This is a genomic window from Roseomonas fluvialis (assembly GCF_022846615.1).
In the GTDB taxonomy this organism is placed as follows: Bacteria; Pseudomonadota; Alphaproteobacteria; order Acetobacterales; family Acetobacteraceae; genus Neoroseomonas; species Neoroseomonas fluvialis.
On the sequence record NZ_AP025637.1, the window covers coordinates 3,744,929 to 3,759,667 of the forward strand.

Below are 14,739 nucleotides of genomic sequence, written 5' to 3' on the forward strand. Positions count from 1 at the left end.
GCCATCGCCGTGCTCCGCGCCCCGCTTGACCCGCGTGCCCGCACGCGGCGCCGGATCGCGTTCGGGTGGGCGTTGCCTTCGGCCACCCGCGGTGGCGAGCCGGTCCTATCCGCCGCGGGCCTGGCGGATCTGCGCGACCGCGGCGGCCACGCGCATCGCCAGCAATGCCTCGCCGCGCGCGGCGGACGACCGCGCAGGGTCGCCGGTTGCACCCAGCGCGGGCAGGTCGGCCGTGCGCGGCGGCAGGCGGGTCAGATCCACGCCTGGCGGGTGCACCGCCATGAGTTCCGAGGTGTCGCCGATGCCGGCATGGGTGCCGATCGACGCGTCGGTCTCGCCCTCGCTGCGCAGCCAGGCATCCTGTGCGGCGATCGCGCCGTACCAGCGGTCCAGGGCCACGACGCGTGTCGCCTCCCGCCGCCATTCCGCGTTCAGCCGCGCGGCGAGCCGTTCCTGCGGGCGCTGCGAGGCGCCGTTGTCGGCCATCAGGCAGATCCAGCGGAAGCCCGTGGCGCGCAGGGAGCGGGCGATGCCCTCGAGCATGCCGCCGAAGGCCTCCTCGCTCACGCCCAGCGTGCCAGGGAAGCGCAGGTTTCCCTCGGGCGGGTCGATGCGCCCCTGGGGGGCAAAGGACAGCACCGGCACGACCAGCGCGTCGCCCAGGTCGCGTGCCACCCGCAATGCCCCCGCGCGCACGATGTGGTCGTGCTTGCCAAGGATCATGTGCGGACCGTTCTGCTCGATCCCGCCGGACGGCACGATCACGGTACGCCGGCCGGCCGCGATGGCGTCGCGCACCTCGGGCCAGGTCATGTCGGCGATGTCCAGGCTGTCGGGCAGCGCGCGGGCCGGCCGCGCCGCCAGGGCGGCGGTCAGGCCCAGCGCCGCGGTGCGGCGCCGAACCGGCGTTTGGATCAGCCACGCCATGCGCACAAATCCTTTCCAAATCGTGCCGTGGTATGGGATGTGTCGCGTCCCGTTTCCCGAGAACCGTCGCGCGAATGACCCGGCCCGACTATGACCCCCTGACCGCCGTATGGAACTGGCTGGCGTCGCTGGCCGGCATCCTGACCGATCCTGGCTCGCCCTTCTGGTGGCCGACGCTGATCGCGGCGGTGGTGGGCTTCGCCATCGCGGCGGCGCTGGCCGGGGGTAACTGGCGCGCCGCGCGGGCCGAGGCGCTGCCCTGCGCCAGCGCGCGCTTCTGGCGCCAGCTGCCGGTCGACCTCAGCTTCATGGTGGTGAATTCCGCCATTCCCTTCCTGGCGGCGCCGGTGCTGCTCATCGTCAGCGCGATGGGGGCGACCATTGGCTACCTGCTGATGCTGCCGATCTTCGGCGCGCCCGAGACCGGCACGCGGATCGAGGCCGCGGCAGCGATGGCACTGGCGGGCTTCATCGCCTTCGCGGCGGGAGATTTCGCGCTGTACTGGTCGCATCGGCTGTTCCATCGCTTCCCGCTGCTGTGGCGGGCGCACAGGCTGCACCATGCGCCGGAATTCCTCACCCCCATCACCGCCTTCCGCTTCTGGCCGCAGGAGCAGGTGGTGCACATCATCGGCGCGGTGTTCATGAGCGGCCTCGGGATGGGCCTGGTCGCGACCATGCTCGGGGCGTCGGTCGGGCCGCTCACGCTGCTCGGCGTGAACGTGTTCTCGCTGGTGTGGAACCTGGCGTTTTCCCACCTGCGGCACAGCCATGTCGCGCTGGCCTTCCCGCGCTGGCTGTCGCACATCCTGGTCAGCCCGCAGATGCACCAGGTGCATCACAGCGCCGATCCGCGCCACCACGACCGCAACTACGCGACCGTGTTTGCCTTGTGGGACTGGATGTTCGGCTCGCTCTACATCCCCGACCCGAAGGAACGCTTCCGCTTCGGCCTCGGCGAGGCGGAGGCCGCACCGGCGGCGCAGGGCGCACCGGCAGGCGCAGCGCCCGCGGCGCACTGAGGGCCACCGTCGGAGCCCACACCGGCAACCGGCGGATCGCCAGGGTTTTCGTTGCACCGCGGCCGTGCCACGCCCGATGCTGCGCCATGCCACCTGTCGACGAGCATGCCTGGCAGGCCGGCGCAGGTGCGCACGACCCCGCACAGGCCGACCGGCCGCTCATGCCCGTGTTGCGCGACCTCGTGCTGCGCGACCCCACGGCCCTGGCGGTGGCGCAGCCCGGCCTGGCCGTCGACCGGGCGACGTTCTGGCGCGCCGTGATCGCGCGGGCGGGCGCGGCGGCCGCGGCACCCTGCGCGACGCCGGTCGGGATCCTGCTGCCAGCGGGCGTGGAGCACGCGGCCTGCCTGCTCGGCTGCCTGGCGGCCGGGAGGCTCGCGCTGCCGATCGACCCCGCGCTGCCGCCCGCCCGACGGGCCGCGCTGGCGCGGGCGGCACACATGGCTGCGGCCTTCGGCTCGGCGGAGGTGCTGCCGCCCGGTTGCCTGGCACTGCCCCCGGCCGAGGGTACGATCACGCTGGCCGAGGCCCCGCCCGGCGCGCCGGCGCTGGTCAGCGCAACCTCGGGCAGTTCCGGCGCGCCCAAGCTGGTGGTGCACAACCGTCGCGCGCTCGCCTTCCAGGCCTGGGGCAACATCCAGCTGATGGGCGTGGGCCCGCAGGACCGCCTGGCCTTCCTCGGCGGGCACGCCAGCGTGGCCTGTGCGATGCACCTGCTGACCGCGCTGCTCGCCGGTGCGGGGTATCTCGCGATCGACCCGATCGCGGCCGGGCCGGCGGCGCTGCCGCGGCTGATGCAGGAGCACGGCGCGACCCTGCTGCGCGCGGTGCCGACGCTGGCGCGCAGCCTGCCGCGACTGTCCCGCGCGCGGGACGCGCTCGCCGCCGTGCGCGCGGTGCGCCTGGTGGGCGAGGCACTGCCCGCCGACGACGTCGCCGCGCTGCGCGCCGTGCTGCCCGATGGTGTGCGGCTGATTGCCTCCTACAGCGCGACCGAGACAATCCCCTTCGACCACGCGTTGCCGCCGACGGGCGAGGGTTCGGCGCCCATGCCCTCGGGCCGGCTCCGCGCAGGCGGCGCCTTCGTGCTGCTGGATGCCGACGGCATGCCCTGCCCGCCCGGCGTCCCGGGTGAGGTGGTGATCCGCAGCCGCTACAACGCCATGGGCGAATGGCAGGACGGCGCCTGCGTGCCGGGCCGCATGGTGCCCGACGCAACAGACCCGCAGGCGCGCATCTACCGCACCGGAGACCTCGCCGTGCTGGACGATGCGGGGCAGCTGCGCGTGCTGGGGCGGACCGACCGCCAGGTGAAGGTGAACGGCAATCGCGTCGACCCCGCCGAGGTGGAGGCGGCGCTGCGCGCGCTGCCTGGCGTGCGCGATGCGGCGGTGCTGGCGCGCCAGGATGGCCTGCGCACGGAACTCGTCGCCTTCGCTGCCACCGACGGCGCGACGGAGGCGCTGCGGCCGCTGCTATCGGCGCGCCTGCCGCGCTACGCGGTGCCGGCGCGCATCCTGGCGCTACCTTCGCTGCCGCTCCTGCCGGGCGGCAAGCCGGACCTGCAGGCGCTGCGGGCGCTGTCCGAAAAGGCCGCCGCCCCGCCCTGACCGCACGGGCGGATCAGGCGCGCGGACGATCCGGGAGCGCACAGCGCGACCGCGCCCAAACCATCGACCGCGCCGGGCGGTCCAGCCCACTGCGCGCAAGCCAAGCCGGCGCCTGAGCCTCCAAAGCGGCTCAGTTCAACGCTACGCGCCGCCCGGTCGCGCCTGCCGCGTTGAATTGCGGGAACGCCCCGCGCGCCAACGCCTCCAGGCTCGGCGAGGGCAGCCCCAGGCGCGAGGCGTAGATCCAGGAATAGGCCAGCACGCGCTGCACGTGCAGGCGCGTCTCCTCGACCGGGATCGCCTCGATGAACAGGAACGGGTCGTCGCGGTGGCGCGAAGCAGGCAGCCAGCGCGCCAGGTTGCCCGGGCCCGCATTGTACGCCGCGAGCAGCCGGATCAGATCGCCCTGCACTGCCTCGTGGTTCGCGAGGTACAGCAGGTAGCGCTGGCCGATCTCGAGCGACAGCCCGGGATCGTGCAGCCGCGCCGCGCCCTCCCCGCGGAAGGACGGGTCGTTCGCGACATAGGCAGCGGTCGCCGGCATCACCTGCAGCAGACCACGCGCGCCGGCGCGCGAGATCGCCTCGGGATCGAAATTCGATTCCTGCCGCGCCAGGGCATAGAGCAGCGCCGGATCGACGCGGAACCCCTGCGCCGGTTCAAGCCGCGGCAGCGGGAAGCGCGCGAGGTCGCGTGGCCGCCCATCCGCCCCCTGCGCCAGGCCCGCGAGCTGCGCCCCCAGATGCGTCATGCCCTGCTGCCCGGCGACGCTCAGCATGGCGCGCAGCAGCACCGCATTGCCACGCGCGGCAGGCCACAGCGCGCGCAGTTCCGCCTCGGCGCGCGCCTGCTGGCCCACCTGCATCAGCGCCAGCGCGCGCCACCCGCCCGCGGTCTCCATCAGCGCGGCCGCGCCGGCACCCTCGGCGGCCTCGCCATGCCATGCGAAGCCGGGCGTCAGCCCGAGAGAACGGCGCGCCAGCAGCCCGTGGAACGTGCGCGGTTCCTGGGCCGCCTGCAGCATCCAGGGGACGTATTGCGCCGGCCGGCGGGCACGCACCGCCGCACGCGCCGTCCAGAAGGCGGCGGCGGCGCGCGCGGCGGCAGACCCGCCCTCGGCCCGCGCGGCGGTCTCGAAATAGGGCAGCGCGACTTCGTGCCGGCCGAGGCCCCAGGCCGCCAGCCCCGCGGCGAAGGCCGCGCGGCCTGTCTTCTCCCGCCGCGCCACCTCGGACGCCATGCGGAAGGCCGCGACATCCTCGCCGCGGCGGAACAGCGCCAGCGCGATATCGGCGCGCAGGGCGGCGGCATAGGCGGGGGTCATGCCGCGCGTGCGGCGGATCAGGTCCAGCGCGCCCTGCGTATCGCCCCCGAAGGCGCGTTCGCGCACCGTGCGATCGAGTGCGGGGTTGCGAGTGAAGCCGCGCGCGGCGGGCTCGCGTTCCTCGGGCACCGCCTCGCCATCCTCGGGCAGCGCGGCTTCCACGGGGGCGGGCGGAATGGCGCTGCCCTCCGGCGCGACGCGCACCAGCAGCGCATGGATGGCCGGCGCGTCGGGCTGGTCGGCGTGGCGCAGCAGCCAGGCGCGCAGCTCCTCGGCGCGCGGGGCGGCAGCGCGCGGGCCGAGCCAGCGGTCAGCCAGCACATGGCCATCGAGGCGCCGGTCACGCAGCGCATCATGTTCGCGCGCCGCCGCGGCGGCACTGCCCTCGGCCTGCAGTTGGAAGATGCGCACCAGCCGCGCGGCATCGGCCGCGGCGAGCGGGCGTAGGATCGCAGCCGCTCCGGCACCCGACACAGCGGCGGCTGGAACGCCCGAGGCGGTCTGGTCGGCCCGTTGCGCTGCGGCTGGAAGGGGGGTTCCGAACCAGAGCGGCGCGCCCATGGCGGCCACGAGGGCAGCGGCGGGCGTGCGTCGGGCCATGGGGCAGATCGCGCGCATGGCGAGTCGCGACTAACGAGGCTTTCGCCATCCATGCAACGGTGATGAACGAGAGATTTCTCGTGAATTGAGACGGGAACAGCGGGGCCAGACAGTTAGCGGGCGTGGTGCACGCGCGGCCTGCGCAACCTCAGGACGATTCCGCATCGATGGTGCGGCGCAACAGCAGCAGGTCCGCCCAGGCATCGCGCTTCGCCGCCGGGGTGCGCAGCAGATAGGCCGGGTGCAGCGTGGCCAGCATGGGCAGGCTGCCCGCGCCCTCGACCTCGACCTGGTGCCAGCGGCCGCGCAGGCGGGTGATGCCGTCCTTGGCGCGCAGCAGCGCCTTGGCCGCGACCCCACCCAGCAGCACGACGCGGCGCGGGCGCACCAGCGCGATGTGCCGCAGCACGAAGGGCATGAACAGCGCGATCTCGGCGTCGGTCGGCGTGCGGTTGCCCGGCGGGCGCCAGGGCAGGATGTTGGTGATGTAGAAGCCGCCCTCCTCCCGCCGCAGCCCGACCGAGCCGAGCATGCGGTCGAGCAACTGGCCCGACTGGCCGACGAAGGGGCGCCCCAGGCGATCCTCCTCCGCGCCCGGTGCCTCGCCGATCATCATCAGGCCTGAGTCGGGCGCGCCGTCGCTGAAGACCAGGTTGGTTGCCGTGTCGCGCAGGGGGGAACCGTCGAAGGCGGCGATCGCGTCGCGCAGCGCGGCCAGGCTGTCGGCGGCGGCGGCGGCGGTGGCGGCGCGCGCGGCGATCGGTGTTGCGGCGGGCGGGGTGCCCGCGCTGCGCACGGGCGGGGGCGGCACGCGCGCGGCCTCGGCGGGCGTGGCGGCGGACGCCGCCACCGCGGGCGCGCGGGCGCGGTCGGGCGGCGCTTCCTCCAGCGCCTCGTCCGCTCCCCAGTCCAGCTGCAGCGCGAGGGCGGCGAGCAGCGCCGCACGGTCCTGCTCCATGGCCGCCATATCGGCCCCGCGCGGGGTTCCGCGCAACCCGCCCTGCCGCTACATGGGGGCCGAGATCGAGAGGAACCCCCGGACATGGCCGCTGAGCGCGAGGCGATGGAATTCGACGTGCTGATCGTGGGCGGCGGGCCGTCGGGCCTGGCGGCAGCGATCCGGCTGAAGCAGCTGTCCCCCGACGCCTCGGTCTGCCTGGTCGAGAAGGGCAGCGAGATCGGCGCCCATATCCTGTCGGGTGCCGTGCTGGAACCGCGCGCTCTCGATGAGCTGCTGCCCGACTGGCGCGACGACCCGCCAGCGCTGGCAACACCGGCCGGCGACGACCGCTTCATGTTCCTCACCGCCACCAAGGCGTGGAAGCTGCCCACGCCGCCGGCGATGAACAACCACGGCAACTACATCGTCTCGCTGGGCAATGTGTGCCGCTGGCTGGCAGCGAAGGCCGAGGCGCTGGGTGTCGAGATCTACCCGGGCTTCGCGGCGAGCGAGACGATCATCGAGAACGGCGAGGTGAAGGGCGTCGTCGCCGGCGTCATGGGCATCACGCGCGAGGGCGAGGAAGGGCCGAACTACCAGCCGGGGATGGAACTGCGCGCCACCTATACGCTGTTCGGCGAGGGCTGCCGCGGCTCGCTGACCAAGAAATTGTTCGAGACCTTCAACCTGCGCGACGGCGTGCAGCCGCAGACCTTCGGCCTCGGCATCAAGGAACTTTGGGAGATCCCGAAGGAGAAACACACGCCCGGCCTGATCTGGCATTCCGTGGGCTGGCCGCTGCCGTCGGACACCTATGGCGGGTCGTGGCTCTACATGCTGGGCGACAACCTGGTCAGCATCGGCTTCGTGGTCGGCCTCGACTACAGCAACCCCTGGCTGTCGCCCTTCGACGAATTCCAGCGCTTCAAGCACCACCCGGCGGTGGCTGCCATGCTGGAAGGCGGCAAGCGCATCGCCTATGGCGCGCGCGCGCTGAACGAGGGCGGGCTGCAGTCCATCCCGAAGCTGGTCTTCCCGGGCGGTGCCATCATCGGCGACAGCGCGGGCTTCCTGAACGTGCCCAAGATCAAGGGCACGCATACAGCGATGAAGTCCGGCATGGTCGCGGCCGAGGCGATCGCCGAAGCGCTGAAGGCCGAGGCCCGCCCGCCGGTACTGGAAGCCTATCCGGCGAACCTGCGCGCGTCGTGGGTCTGGAGCGAGTTGGAAGGCGTGCGCAACATCCGCCCCGGCTTCGCCAAGTTCGGCTTCTGGGGCGGCATGGCCTATGCCGCGCTGGACACCTACGTGCTGCGCGGCAGGGCGCCCTGGACCATGGCGCATCACGACGACCACGCGACGCTGCGCAAGGCGGCCGACGCGCCCAAGATCGCGTATCCCAAGCCCGATGGCGTGCTGTCCTTCGACCGGCTCTCCTCGGTGTTCCTGTCGAACACCAACCACGAGGAAGACCAGCCCGCGCACCTGAAGCTGCGTGACCCGTCGCGCTGGAAGGGCGTGAACTTCGACAGCTTCGCCAGCCCCGAAAGCCGCTATTGCCCCGCCGCGGTCTATGAGGCCGTAGGCCCCGCGGCCGATGCGCTGCTGCGCGGCACACCGGACGCCCAGGCAACCGAAGGCGCGACCGGCGCGGGCGCCGAGGTCGAGGCCGGCACGCCCGCCGCACGGCTGGTGATCAACGCGCAGAACTGCGTCCACTGCAAAACCTGCGATATCAAGGACCCGACGCAGAACATCGACTGGTGCACGCCCGAAGGCAGCGGCGGGCCCAACTACATCGGCGGCATGTGAACGACCCCGGTCGCATGGCGCGCGTCGTATGACGCGCGACGCCCCCCTGCCGCGCGGCGCGCACCCCGTGCTGGGCGTGCTGCGCGCGGGCGTGCTGCTCGGCCTCGGCTGGGTGGCGTGCGCGGCACTGGCCTGGCAGGCCTTCGGCGTGCTCTGGGCGGCGCTGCTGCTGGTGGTCTGGGTGCTGTTGCTGCGCCGGTTCCAGGGTGCGGTCGAAGCGCTGGGGCGCAGTCTGGCGCGCAGGATGCCCCCGCCGGACTGAAGCATCGCACCGCTGCACGCACCGCGTGCGCGGACAACTTGTTGCTCAACCGCATTATTTCCGCTTGCATGGAGGTCTTCATCGGAGGCGTGCCATGTCGTCGATCGACTACGGCTACTGGGCCGAGGCCGCGCGCGATTTCACCAAGCGCATGCTGTCGTGGGGGCCGGCCAACCAGGTGCAGTCCTCGGATGCGCTCTATATCCCGCTGCTGCAGCGCATGGGCGCGAACATGATCGGCCGCACCTTCATGATGCACCGCGACAACGTCATGTCCCCGGTGGCCGAGCGGCTCGAGATCGCGCGGGTCGCGATGTCGCTCACCACCGGCAACTGCTCGGAACACGCCTCGGTCGCGTTCTGCTTCTGTGTCGCCAACGATGTCTACCCGGTCGAGGTCTGGGGCTACGACCACGGCTCGGCGAACCATCAGATCGCGGTGCTCGGCCGCGCGCCGGGCCGGGTGACGACGACGCGCCCGGATGGCCACACCACCAGCGCCGAAGCCGCGAGCTACGTCACCAACCCCTGGGGATCGCACCCAGGCGACAGCAGCTGGATCTCGGATGCCTGGGCCAATGCGGCCTACCCGTCATCGGACCTCAAGTCGCGCGAGCCCTCCTTGAGCGCGGGCAAGATCGTGAGCTTCCAGCTGCAGGCCGCCTATACGGTCGCGGACCCTGCGATGCAGGCGAAGGCTGAACAGCTCATTCGCGCCAATGGCTTCTCGCCCCGACCGATGAACTGACGCGCCGCGCGACGCCGCTGCCTCAGGGCGCGACGAACCCCGCCCGCTTGTGGCTGCCATCGCAATAGGGCTGCCGCGCCGACTGGCCGCAGCGGCACAGGAAGGCCTGCGTCACGCGGTCGGTCACCGCACCGGCATCGTTGAGGATCAGCAACGGCCCGGTCGCCTTCACCGACCCGTTGGGCTGCGGCTCGAGGTTCAGCGGCGCGCCGGCCGGCGGGAGTTCGCGCCCCTCGCGCAGCGCCGGGTCGCCCGTCAAGGTGCAGGGTGCTGCAGTGTGACTTCCATCACACCACGGCTTGTCGGCCGACGCACCGCAACGGCACAGCCAAGCCTCGGCGCCGACCGGAGCGCCGTTCAGCAGGATCTCGCCCTTCAGTTCAAGCGGGCCATTCGCCAGCACGCGGGCGGTGGCGGGCGCATCATCTGCCATGGTCGGTTTTCCTGTCGCGGTGGCGCAGGCCCCCATATGGACGACCCCCGCGGCCTGTATAGACTGCACGCATGAGGCGCAAACCGGGGACGAGTGTGCGTGACGCGCGATGCGCGGCGGACCGCAAGGTCTGCCCGGCCGTGACGTGCCCTCGCCACCGCGGCCGCGCACCGGCCACCCGCCATGCATGACATCCCGGGGCGTTCCCCCGCGCGGCCGCCCACGGTCGCCGTCAACATCGCGCGGCCCGACCTGCGGCGCTGGCTGCCGGGCAATTGCGGCATTCCCGGCGCTTGGTCCTTCACCGCCGACGCACCCGGCCCGCATGTCGCGCTCACCGCCATCGTGCATGGCAACGAGATCGCCGGCGCGGTGGTGCTGGACCGGCTGCTGAAATGGATCACGCGCGCATCGCTGCGCCCGGCGCGCGGGCGACTGACCCTGGTGTTCTGCAACCTCGAGGCCTTCGCCCGCTTCGACGCCGGCGACCCGACCGCGACACGCTTCCTGGACGAGGACATGAACCGCGTCTGGTCGGAGACCGAGCTCGATGGTCCGCGCCGGTCGGTCGAACTGCGCCGCGCGCGGGAACTGCGCCCGCTGGTCGACAGCATCGATTTGCTGGCCGACCTGCATTCCATGCTCTGGCAATCGGACCCGCTGATCCTGGCCGGCAGCACGGACAAGGCGGCGCGGCTCGGCCTCGCGATCGGGCTGCCGCAGACCGTGGTGGCGGATGCCGGGCACACCGGCGGGCGGCGGCTGATCGACTATGCGCGCTTCGCCAGGCCCGATACCGATGCCGCCGCCGTGCTGGTCGAAGCCGGCGACCATTGGGAGGAACCGACGGTCCAGCGCATGGAGCAGGCCTGCCTGCGCCTGCTGCACCTGGCCGGCATCATGCCCCCGCAGGCGCTGCCGCCGATCGCGCCCGCGCCGCCACCGCGCCTCGCTCGCGTGAGCCGCACCGTGACCGCCGCGACGCGGTCCTTCGCCTTCTTGCGGGATTTCCGCGGCGGCGAGGTGATCCCGCACGCCAATACGCTGATCGCCCTTGATGGCGAGGCGGAAATCCGCACGCCGCACGACGACTGCCTGCTGGTGATGCCCACGCCGATGGTCCCGCGCGGGCATACCGCGGTGCGCATGGCACGATTCGTAAGCTAGTTTTGTCGTGCCCTCAGGCGCGGGCGCGGCCCGCCTGGGCCGCTTGCCTTCGCGCCGTGCACTGGCGCGCCCCGCGCGGTTGACGGCTGGGCGCCGGCGCGCCGTGTGCTCCCGGATCGAGGCCTGGCCTCGATCCGCTGCGTCGGGTGGCCAGGCGCGCCGGCGATCCGCAGGGGGGTTGCGCTGCGCCGCGCGGCGCGCTTGCGTGGCGCCGACCGAACACCCCTGGGGGAAACGCCGCATGGCCGCCTTGAAGCTCATCACCTTCGCCGATGCCGAGGGCAGTCGCGCCGGCGTGCTGCTGGATGGCGGGCGCGTGCTCGACCTCGGTGCCGCCATGCCGCCGGCGCGCGACATGCTAGCGCTGATCGACGGCGGGCCGGGCGTGCTGGCCGCGGTACGCACGCTGGCGGCCAACCCGCCGGCGGGCACTGTGCTGCCGTTGGCGTCCGTCGCGCTGCAGGCGCCGATCCCGCGTCCGCGCCGCAACGTGTTCTGCGTCGGGCGCAACTACATGGACCACGTGGCGGAAGGCGACCGCACCCGCGGCATCACGCAGTCCGAAGTGCCGAAGTTCCCGCAGTTCTTCACCAAGGCGGCGGACACCGTGATCGCGCCAGGCGCGCCGGTGCCCTCGCACAAGGGCGTCACGGAATGGCTCGACTACGAGGTCGAGCTGGTCGCGGTGATCGGCACCGCCGGGCGCGACATCCCGAAGGACAAGGCGCTCGACCACGTCTACGGCTGGACCATCGGCAACGACGTGACCGGGCGCGAATTGCAGCGCCGGCACGGGCAGTGGTTCAAGGGCAAGTCGCTCGACCGTTCCTGCCCGATGGGGCCGGTGATCGTGCCACGCGAGGACCTCGATGCTTCGGACCTCGCGATCGGGCTGAAGCTGAACGGGGAGCAGCGGCAGGCCTCGCGCACCTCCAAGATGATCTTCGACGTGAAGGAGATCATCCACCAGCTCTCGGCCGGCTTCACCCTGCTGCCGGGCGACGTGATCATGACCGGCACGCCCGAGGGTGTCGGCTACGCCATGGTCCCGCCGCAGACGATGAAGACGGGCGACGTGATGGAACTGACCATCGAGGGCATCGGCACCCTGACAAACGCGATCGCCGACTGACGGCGCTGACGCAGACCGGCCCGATGCGCCGCATCGGGCCGCGCGCGCACATGCGCGTCCGTGCCACCCGCGCGCCCGGTGCCCCGGTGGATGGCGCAAAGGCGAGGCGGCAGGCGCCGTCGCGCGGTGCACCCGCGCGCACGGTCGGCGCGACGGCTGAGCGGCAACTGAAATTCAGACCGGCGGGCGCGCCGCTCGGCCATGCGTCATGCGTTGCCGCCGCAGGGATGCGGGACGCGAACTCTCATCCCCGATAGGCGGTCAGGATCGCGCGCCCGGCCTCCCCGGCGCGCGCTTCCCAGGCTGTGACCGCGCCTGCCGCCGCGCCGCGCAGGGCCGCGCGCAGCGCTGCGTCGGGCTCGTGGATGCCCACCTGGTTCTCCCGCATGACCTGGCGATTGGCAGCAAGGCGCCCTTCGATCGCTCGCCATTGCCGTGCCTCGGTGTCCACTGCGGCGTCGCGCACCGCCTGCTGCTGCGCGGCCGGCAGCGCGGCGAGTGCCGGCGCCGACGCGAAGGCCAGCGACAGCGGCCAGGCGTAGTTCGCCTCGGTGAAATGCGGCAGCCAGCGCCACAGCCGGCGCCCCGCCCCGCCATCGCCAGACGACAGCACGGCATCGAGCGTGCCGGCCGCGAGGCGTGCATCGACCTCGGCGAAGGACAGCACCTCGGCCACCGCGCCGGCGGCGCGCAGCACCTCGGTGCCGGTCGCGTCGTAGGTGCGCACGCGCAGACCGCGCAGGTCCTCGGGCTTCGTCACGGGCCGGTTGGTCCAGAGCCCCGAGGGCGGCCAAGGCGTGGTCCACAGCAGCACTGCACCGCGCGCCTGCGCCGCCGCGGCGTAGCGCGGCCGTGCCAGATCCCGCAGCCGCGCCGCATCGGCATGCGAGGCGGTCAGGAAGGGCAGCGAGGAGAGCAGGAAGACCGGGTCCACCGCATCGAGCGCGCCGGCGAAGGCATCGACCGCCGCGAAGCGCCCGGCCGCCAGCACATCGAGCGCGGCGGCGGAGCGGTAGCCATCCGGCGCGCCCGCCGCTGCCGTGACCGGCATGCCGCGCGCGGTGGCGGCGGCGGCGAAATGGGCCACGCCCTCGCCCGGGATGGAGGTGGCCGGGTATTCGGTGGCGACCGTCCAGCCGGCCGGCTGCGCGCCGGCGCTGCCGATGACGAGAGCGGGGGCGGCGAGGATCGCGCGGCGCGGCAGGGTCATGGCGACGTCTCCGGATGCAGGTTCTGCGCAGGCACGCCGGCGAAGGTCGCGCCGGGGGGCACGTCGGCCAGCACGGCCGCGCCGGCACCGATGATGGCCCCCGCGCCCACCACCACGCCAGGGCGGATCACCGCGCCGGCGCCGACCATGGCGCCGGCGCCGATCCGCACGCCACCCGCCAGCACCGCGCCGGGCGCGACGTGCGCACCCTCGCCCAGGTCGCAGTCGTGTTCGACGATGGCGCCGGTATTGACCAGCGCCAGGCGCCCAATCCGCGCCTCCGGCCCGATCACGGCGCGTGCCAGCACCGCCGCACCTTCGCCCAGCGTCGCACCACGGCCGAGGATCGCCGCGGGATGGACCAGGGCCGGCAAGGCGAAGCCCGCCGCCAGCAGCCGTGCCGCGGCGGCGATGCGCTGGGCGTTGTGGCCGATCGCCGGATGCGCCGCCGCGACACCCGCGGCGCGCAGGCCGGCGAAGGCGGCATCATTGCCGAGCACCGGCACGCCCAGCACCTCGGCCAGGCGCGGGGCGTCGTCGACCACGCCGGCGATGCGCCAGGCGCCACCGGCCATCAGCAGGTCCAGCACCGCCTTGCCATGCCCGCCCGCCCCCATCACCAAGATTCCCGGCCGCGCCGTGTCCATGCGTCCATCCCCCTGCCCCGCCACGCCGCCATCACCTTGCCGCGCGGAAGCGGCTATTGTGGCGTTGCGCACGCGTGAACCGCCGGGGTGCGCTGGCCCCGGCGGCGACTCAGCCGCGCGACACAGGCTACAGCCTTCGCCACCGAAGTGGTGCATGGCTCAGCGGGAGACGACGATGCGCTTGCCTGGCCTGATCGCCGCCCTGGTCCTGCTGTTCGCCACCGCGACGCCCGCAGCGGCGCAGAACCGCTTCTGGCTGCAGAACAACACCGGGCAGACCATCGTGGCGGCCAATGTCTCGCCATCCCGGGTACCGGAATGGGGGCCGAACATCCTGCTGCAGGGGCCGCTGCGGCCGGGCATGCAGGTCTATGTCGAACCGACCTTCCGCGACTGCTACCTCGATATCCGCGTGCGCTTCGCCGATGGCACCGAGGACGGGCATCTCGGCGTGCATGCCTGCACCCTCAGCCGCATCACCTTCGGGCGCGACGTGCCCCAGGCCCCGGTGCCGCCGCCCCCGCGCGAGCGGGAGGTCGAGCGCGAGGACCCGTCCTTCGTCTTCGTCAACCGCAGCGGGGAGCCGATCCGCGAGATCTATGTCTCGCTCACCACCGAGCGCAACTGGGGCCGCGACCGGCTCGGCCCGCGCCAGATCCTGCCGCCCGGCGCATCCATGCCGATCGGCCTGCCGCGGCTGGGCGTGTGCACGGTGGACATGCGGGTGGTCTACATGGACGGGCGGGTGCTCGAGAATCGCAACGTCGAGACCTGCTCGATCCGCAGCTACGCCTGGCGGTAGCGCGCAGGCCGCCCAGCAGACCTCAGCGACCCGTCGCGACCGTGCCGGGATGCCCACGCCGCGATCTGGCGTCGCCCCCTTCCCGGGCCACCCAAGCCGGCGA

At 73.0% G+C, this 14,739-nt stretch carries 14 protein-coding genes; 8 read left to right on the forward strand and 6 right to left on the reverse strand.

The window, feature by feature from the left end; genetic code table 11:
* Positions 1–105: 105 nt before the first annotated feature.
* Positions 106–927, reverse strand: a complete 822-nt coding sequence (locus MWM08_RS18005) for a creatininase family protein (protein WP_244407881.1) — start codon at positions 925–927, stop codon at positions 106–108.
* Positions 928–1,001: 74 nt separating this feature from the next.
* Between MWM08_RS18005 and MWM08_RS18010 the strand changes: the two genes are divergently transcribed.
* Positions 1,002–1,949, forward strand: coding sequence for a sterol desaturase family protein (locus MWM08_RS18010; protein ID WP_244407882.1), 948 nt, complete (start codon positions 1,002–1,004; stop codon positions 1,947–1,949).
* A gap of 86 nt (positions 1,950–2,035) precedes the next feature.
* Entirely contained in the window at positions 2,036–3,559 is a 1,524-nt protein-coding gene (locus tag MWM08_RS18015; protein ID WP_244407883.1) for an AMP-binding protein, read from the forward strand.
* A gap of 130 nt (positions 3,560–3,689) precedes the next feature.
* On the opposite strand, the gene MWM08_RS18020 is transcribed toward MWM08_RS18015, so the two are convergent.
* Both MWM08_RS18020 and MWM08_RS18025 read right to left on the reverse strand, forming a co-directional pair.
* On the reverse strand, positions 3,690–5,483 hold the full coding sequence (locus MWM08_RS18020; protein ID WP_244407884.1) for a lytic transglycosylase domain-containing protein: 1,794 nt from the start codon (positions 5,481–5,483) through the stop codon (positions 3,690–3,692).
* Positions 5,484–5,631: 148 nt separating this feature from the next.
* Entirely contained in the window at positions 5,632–6,441 is an 810-nt protein-coding gene (locus MWM08_RS18025; protein ID WP_244407885.1) for a uracil-DNA glycosylase, read from the reverse strand.
* A gap of 84 nt (positions 6,442–6,525) precedes the next feature.
* Between MWM08_RS18025 and MWM08_RS18030 the strand changes: the two genes are divergently transcribed.
* The 3 genes from MWM08_RS18030 to MWM08_RS18040 all read left to right on the forward strand — a co-directional run bounded on the left by MWM08_RS18030 (position 6,526) and on the right by MWM08_RS18040 (position 9,245).
* Positions 6,526–8,235, forward strand: a complete 1,710-nt coding sequence (locus MWM08_RS18030; RefSeq protein ID WP_244407886.1) for an electron transfer flavoprotein-ubiquinone oxidoreductase — start codon at positions 6,526–6,528, stop codon at positions 8,233–8,235.
* A 28-nt stretch (positions 8,236–8,263) separates the two neighbouring features.
* Positions 8,264–8,497 (forward strand): hypothetical protein, encoded by a 234-nt coding sequence (locus tag MWM08_RS18035; RefSeq protein ID WP_244407887.1) that lies wholly within the window; start codon positions 8,264–8,266, stop codon positions 8,495–8,497.
* 94 nt (positions 8,498–8,591) lie between these two features.
* Complete coding sequence (locus MWM08_RS18040; protein WP_244407888.1) at positions 8,592–9,245, forward strand: hypothetical protein; 654 nt, start codon at positions 8,592–8,594, stop codon at positions 9,243–9,245.
* A 22-nt stretch (positions 9,246–9,267) separates the two neighbouring features.
* Here the strand turns inward: MWM08_RS18040 and MWM08_RS18045 are convergent, their stop codons facing one another.
* On the reverse strand, positions 9,268–9,678 hold the full coding sequence (locus tag MWM08_RS18045; RefSeq protein WP_244407889.1) for a CDGSH iron-sulfur domain-containing protein: 411 nt from the start codon (positions 9,676–9,678) through the stop codon (positions 9,268–9,270).
* Between the two features lie 183 nt (positions 9,679–9,861).
* Between MWM08_RS18045 and MWM08_RS18050 the strand changes: the two genes are divergently transcribed.
* Together MWM08_RS18050 and MWM08_RS18055 are read left to right on the forward strand one after the other, a co-directional pair.
* Positions 9,862–10,845, forward strand: coding sequence for a M14 family metallopeptidase (locus tag MWM08_RS18050; RefSeq protein ID WP_244407890.1), 984 nt, complete (start codon positions 9,862–9,864; stop codon positions 10,843–10,845).
* 241 nt (positions 10,846–11,086) lie between these two features.
* Positions 11,087–11,977, forward strand: coding sequence for a fumarylacetoacetate hydrolase family protein (locus MWM08_RS18055; protein ID WP_244407891.1), 891 nt, complete (start codon positions 11,087–11,089; stop codon positions 11,975–11,977).
* Positions 11,978–12,221: 244 nt separating this feature from the next.
* Here MWM08_RS18055 and dctP read toward each other — a convergent pair whose 3' ends face one another.
* Together dctP and MWM08_RS18065 are read right to left on the reverse strand one after the other, a co-directional pair.
* Positions 12,222–13,187, reverse strand: a complete 966-nt coding sequence (dctP, locus tag MWM08_RS18060) for a TRAP transporter substrate-binding protein DctP (RefSeq protein ID WP_244407892.1) — start codon at positions 13,185–13,187, stop codon at positions 12,222–12,224.
* Positions 13,184–13,834 (reverse strand): NeuD/PglB/VioB family sugar acetyltransferase, encoded by a 651-nt coding sequence (locus MWM08_RS18065; RefSeq protein ID WP_244407893.1) that lies wholly within the window; start codon positions 13,832–13,834, stop codon positions 13,184–13,186. The genes dctP and MWM08_RS18065 overlap by 4 nt, the downstream gene beginning before the upstream one ends.
* Before the next feature lie 175 nt (positions 13,835–14,009).
* Here MWM08_RS18065 and MWM08_RS18070 point away from each other — a divergent pair, with 175 nt between their 5' ends.
* Complete coding sequence (locus MWM08_RS18070) at positions 14,010–14,636, forward strand: Tat pathway signal protein (RefSeq protein ID WP_244407894.1); 627 nt, start codon at positions 14,010–14,012, stop codon at positions 14,634–14,636.
* The last annotated feature ends 103 nt before the right edge of the window (positions 14,637–14,739 follow it).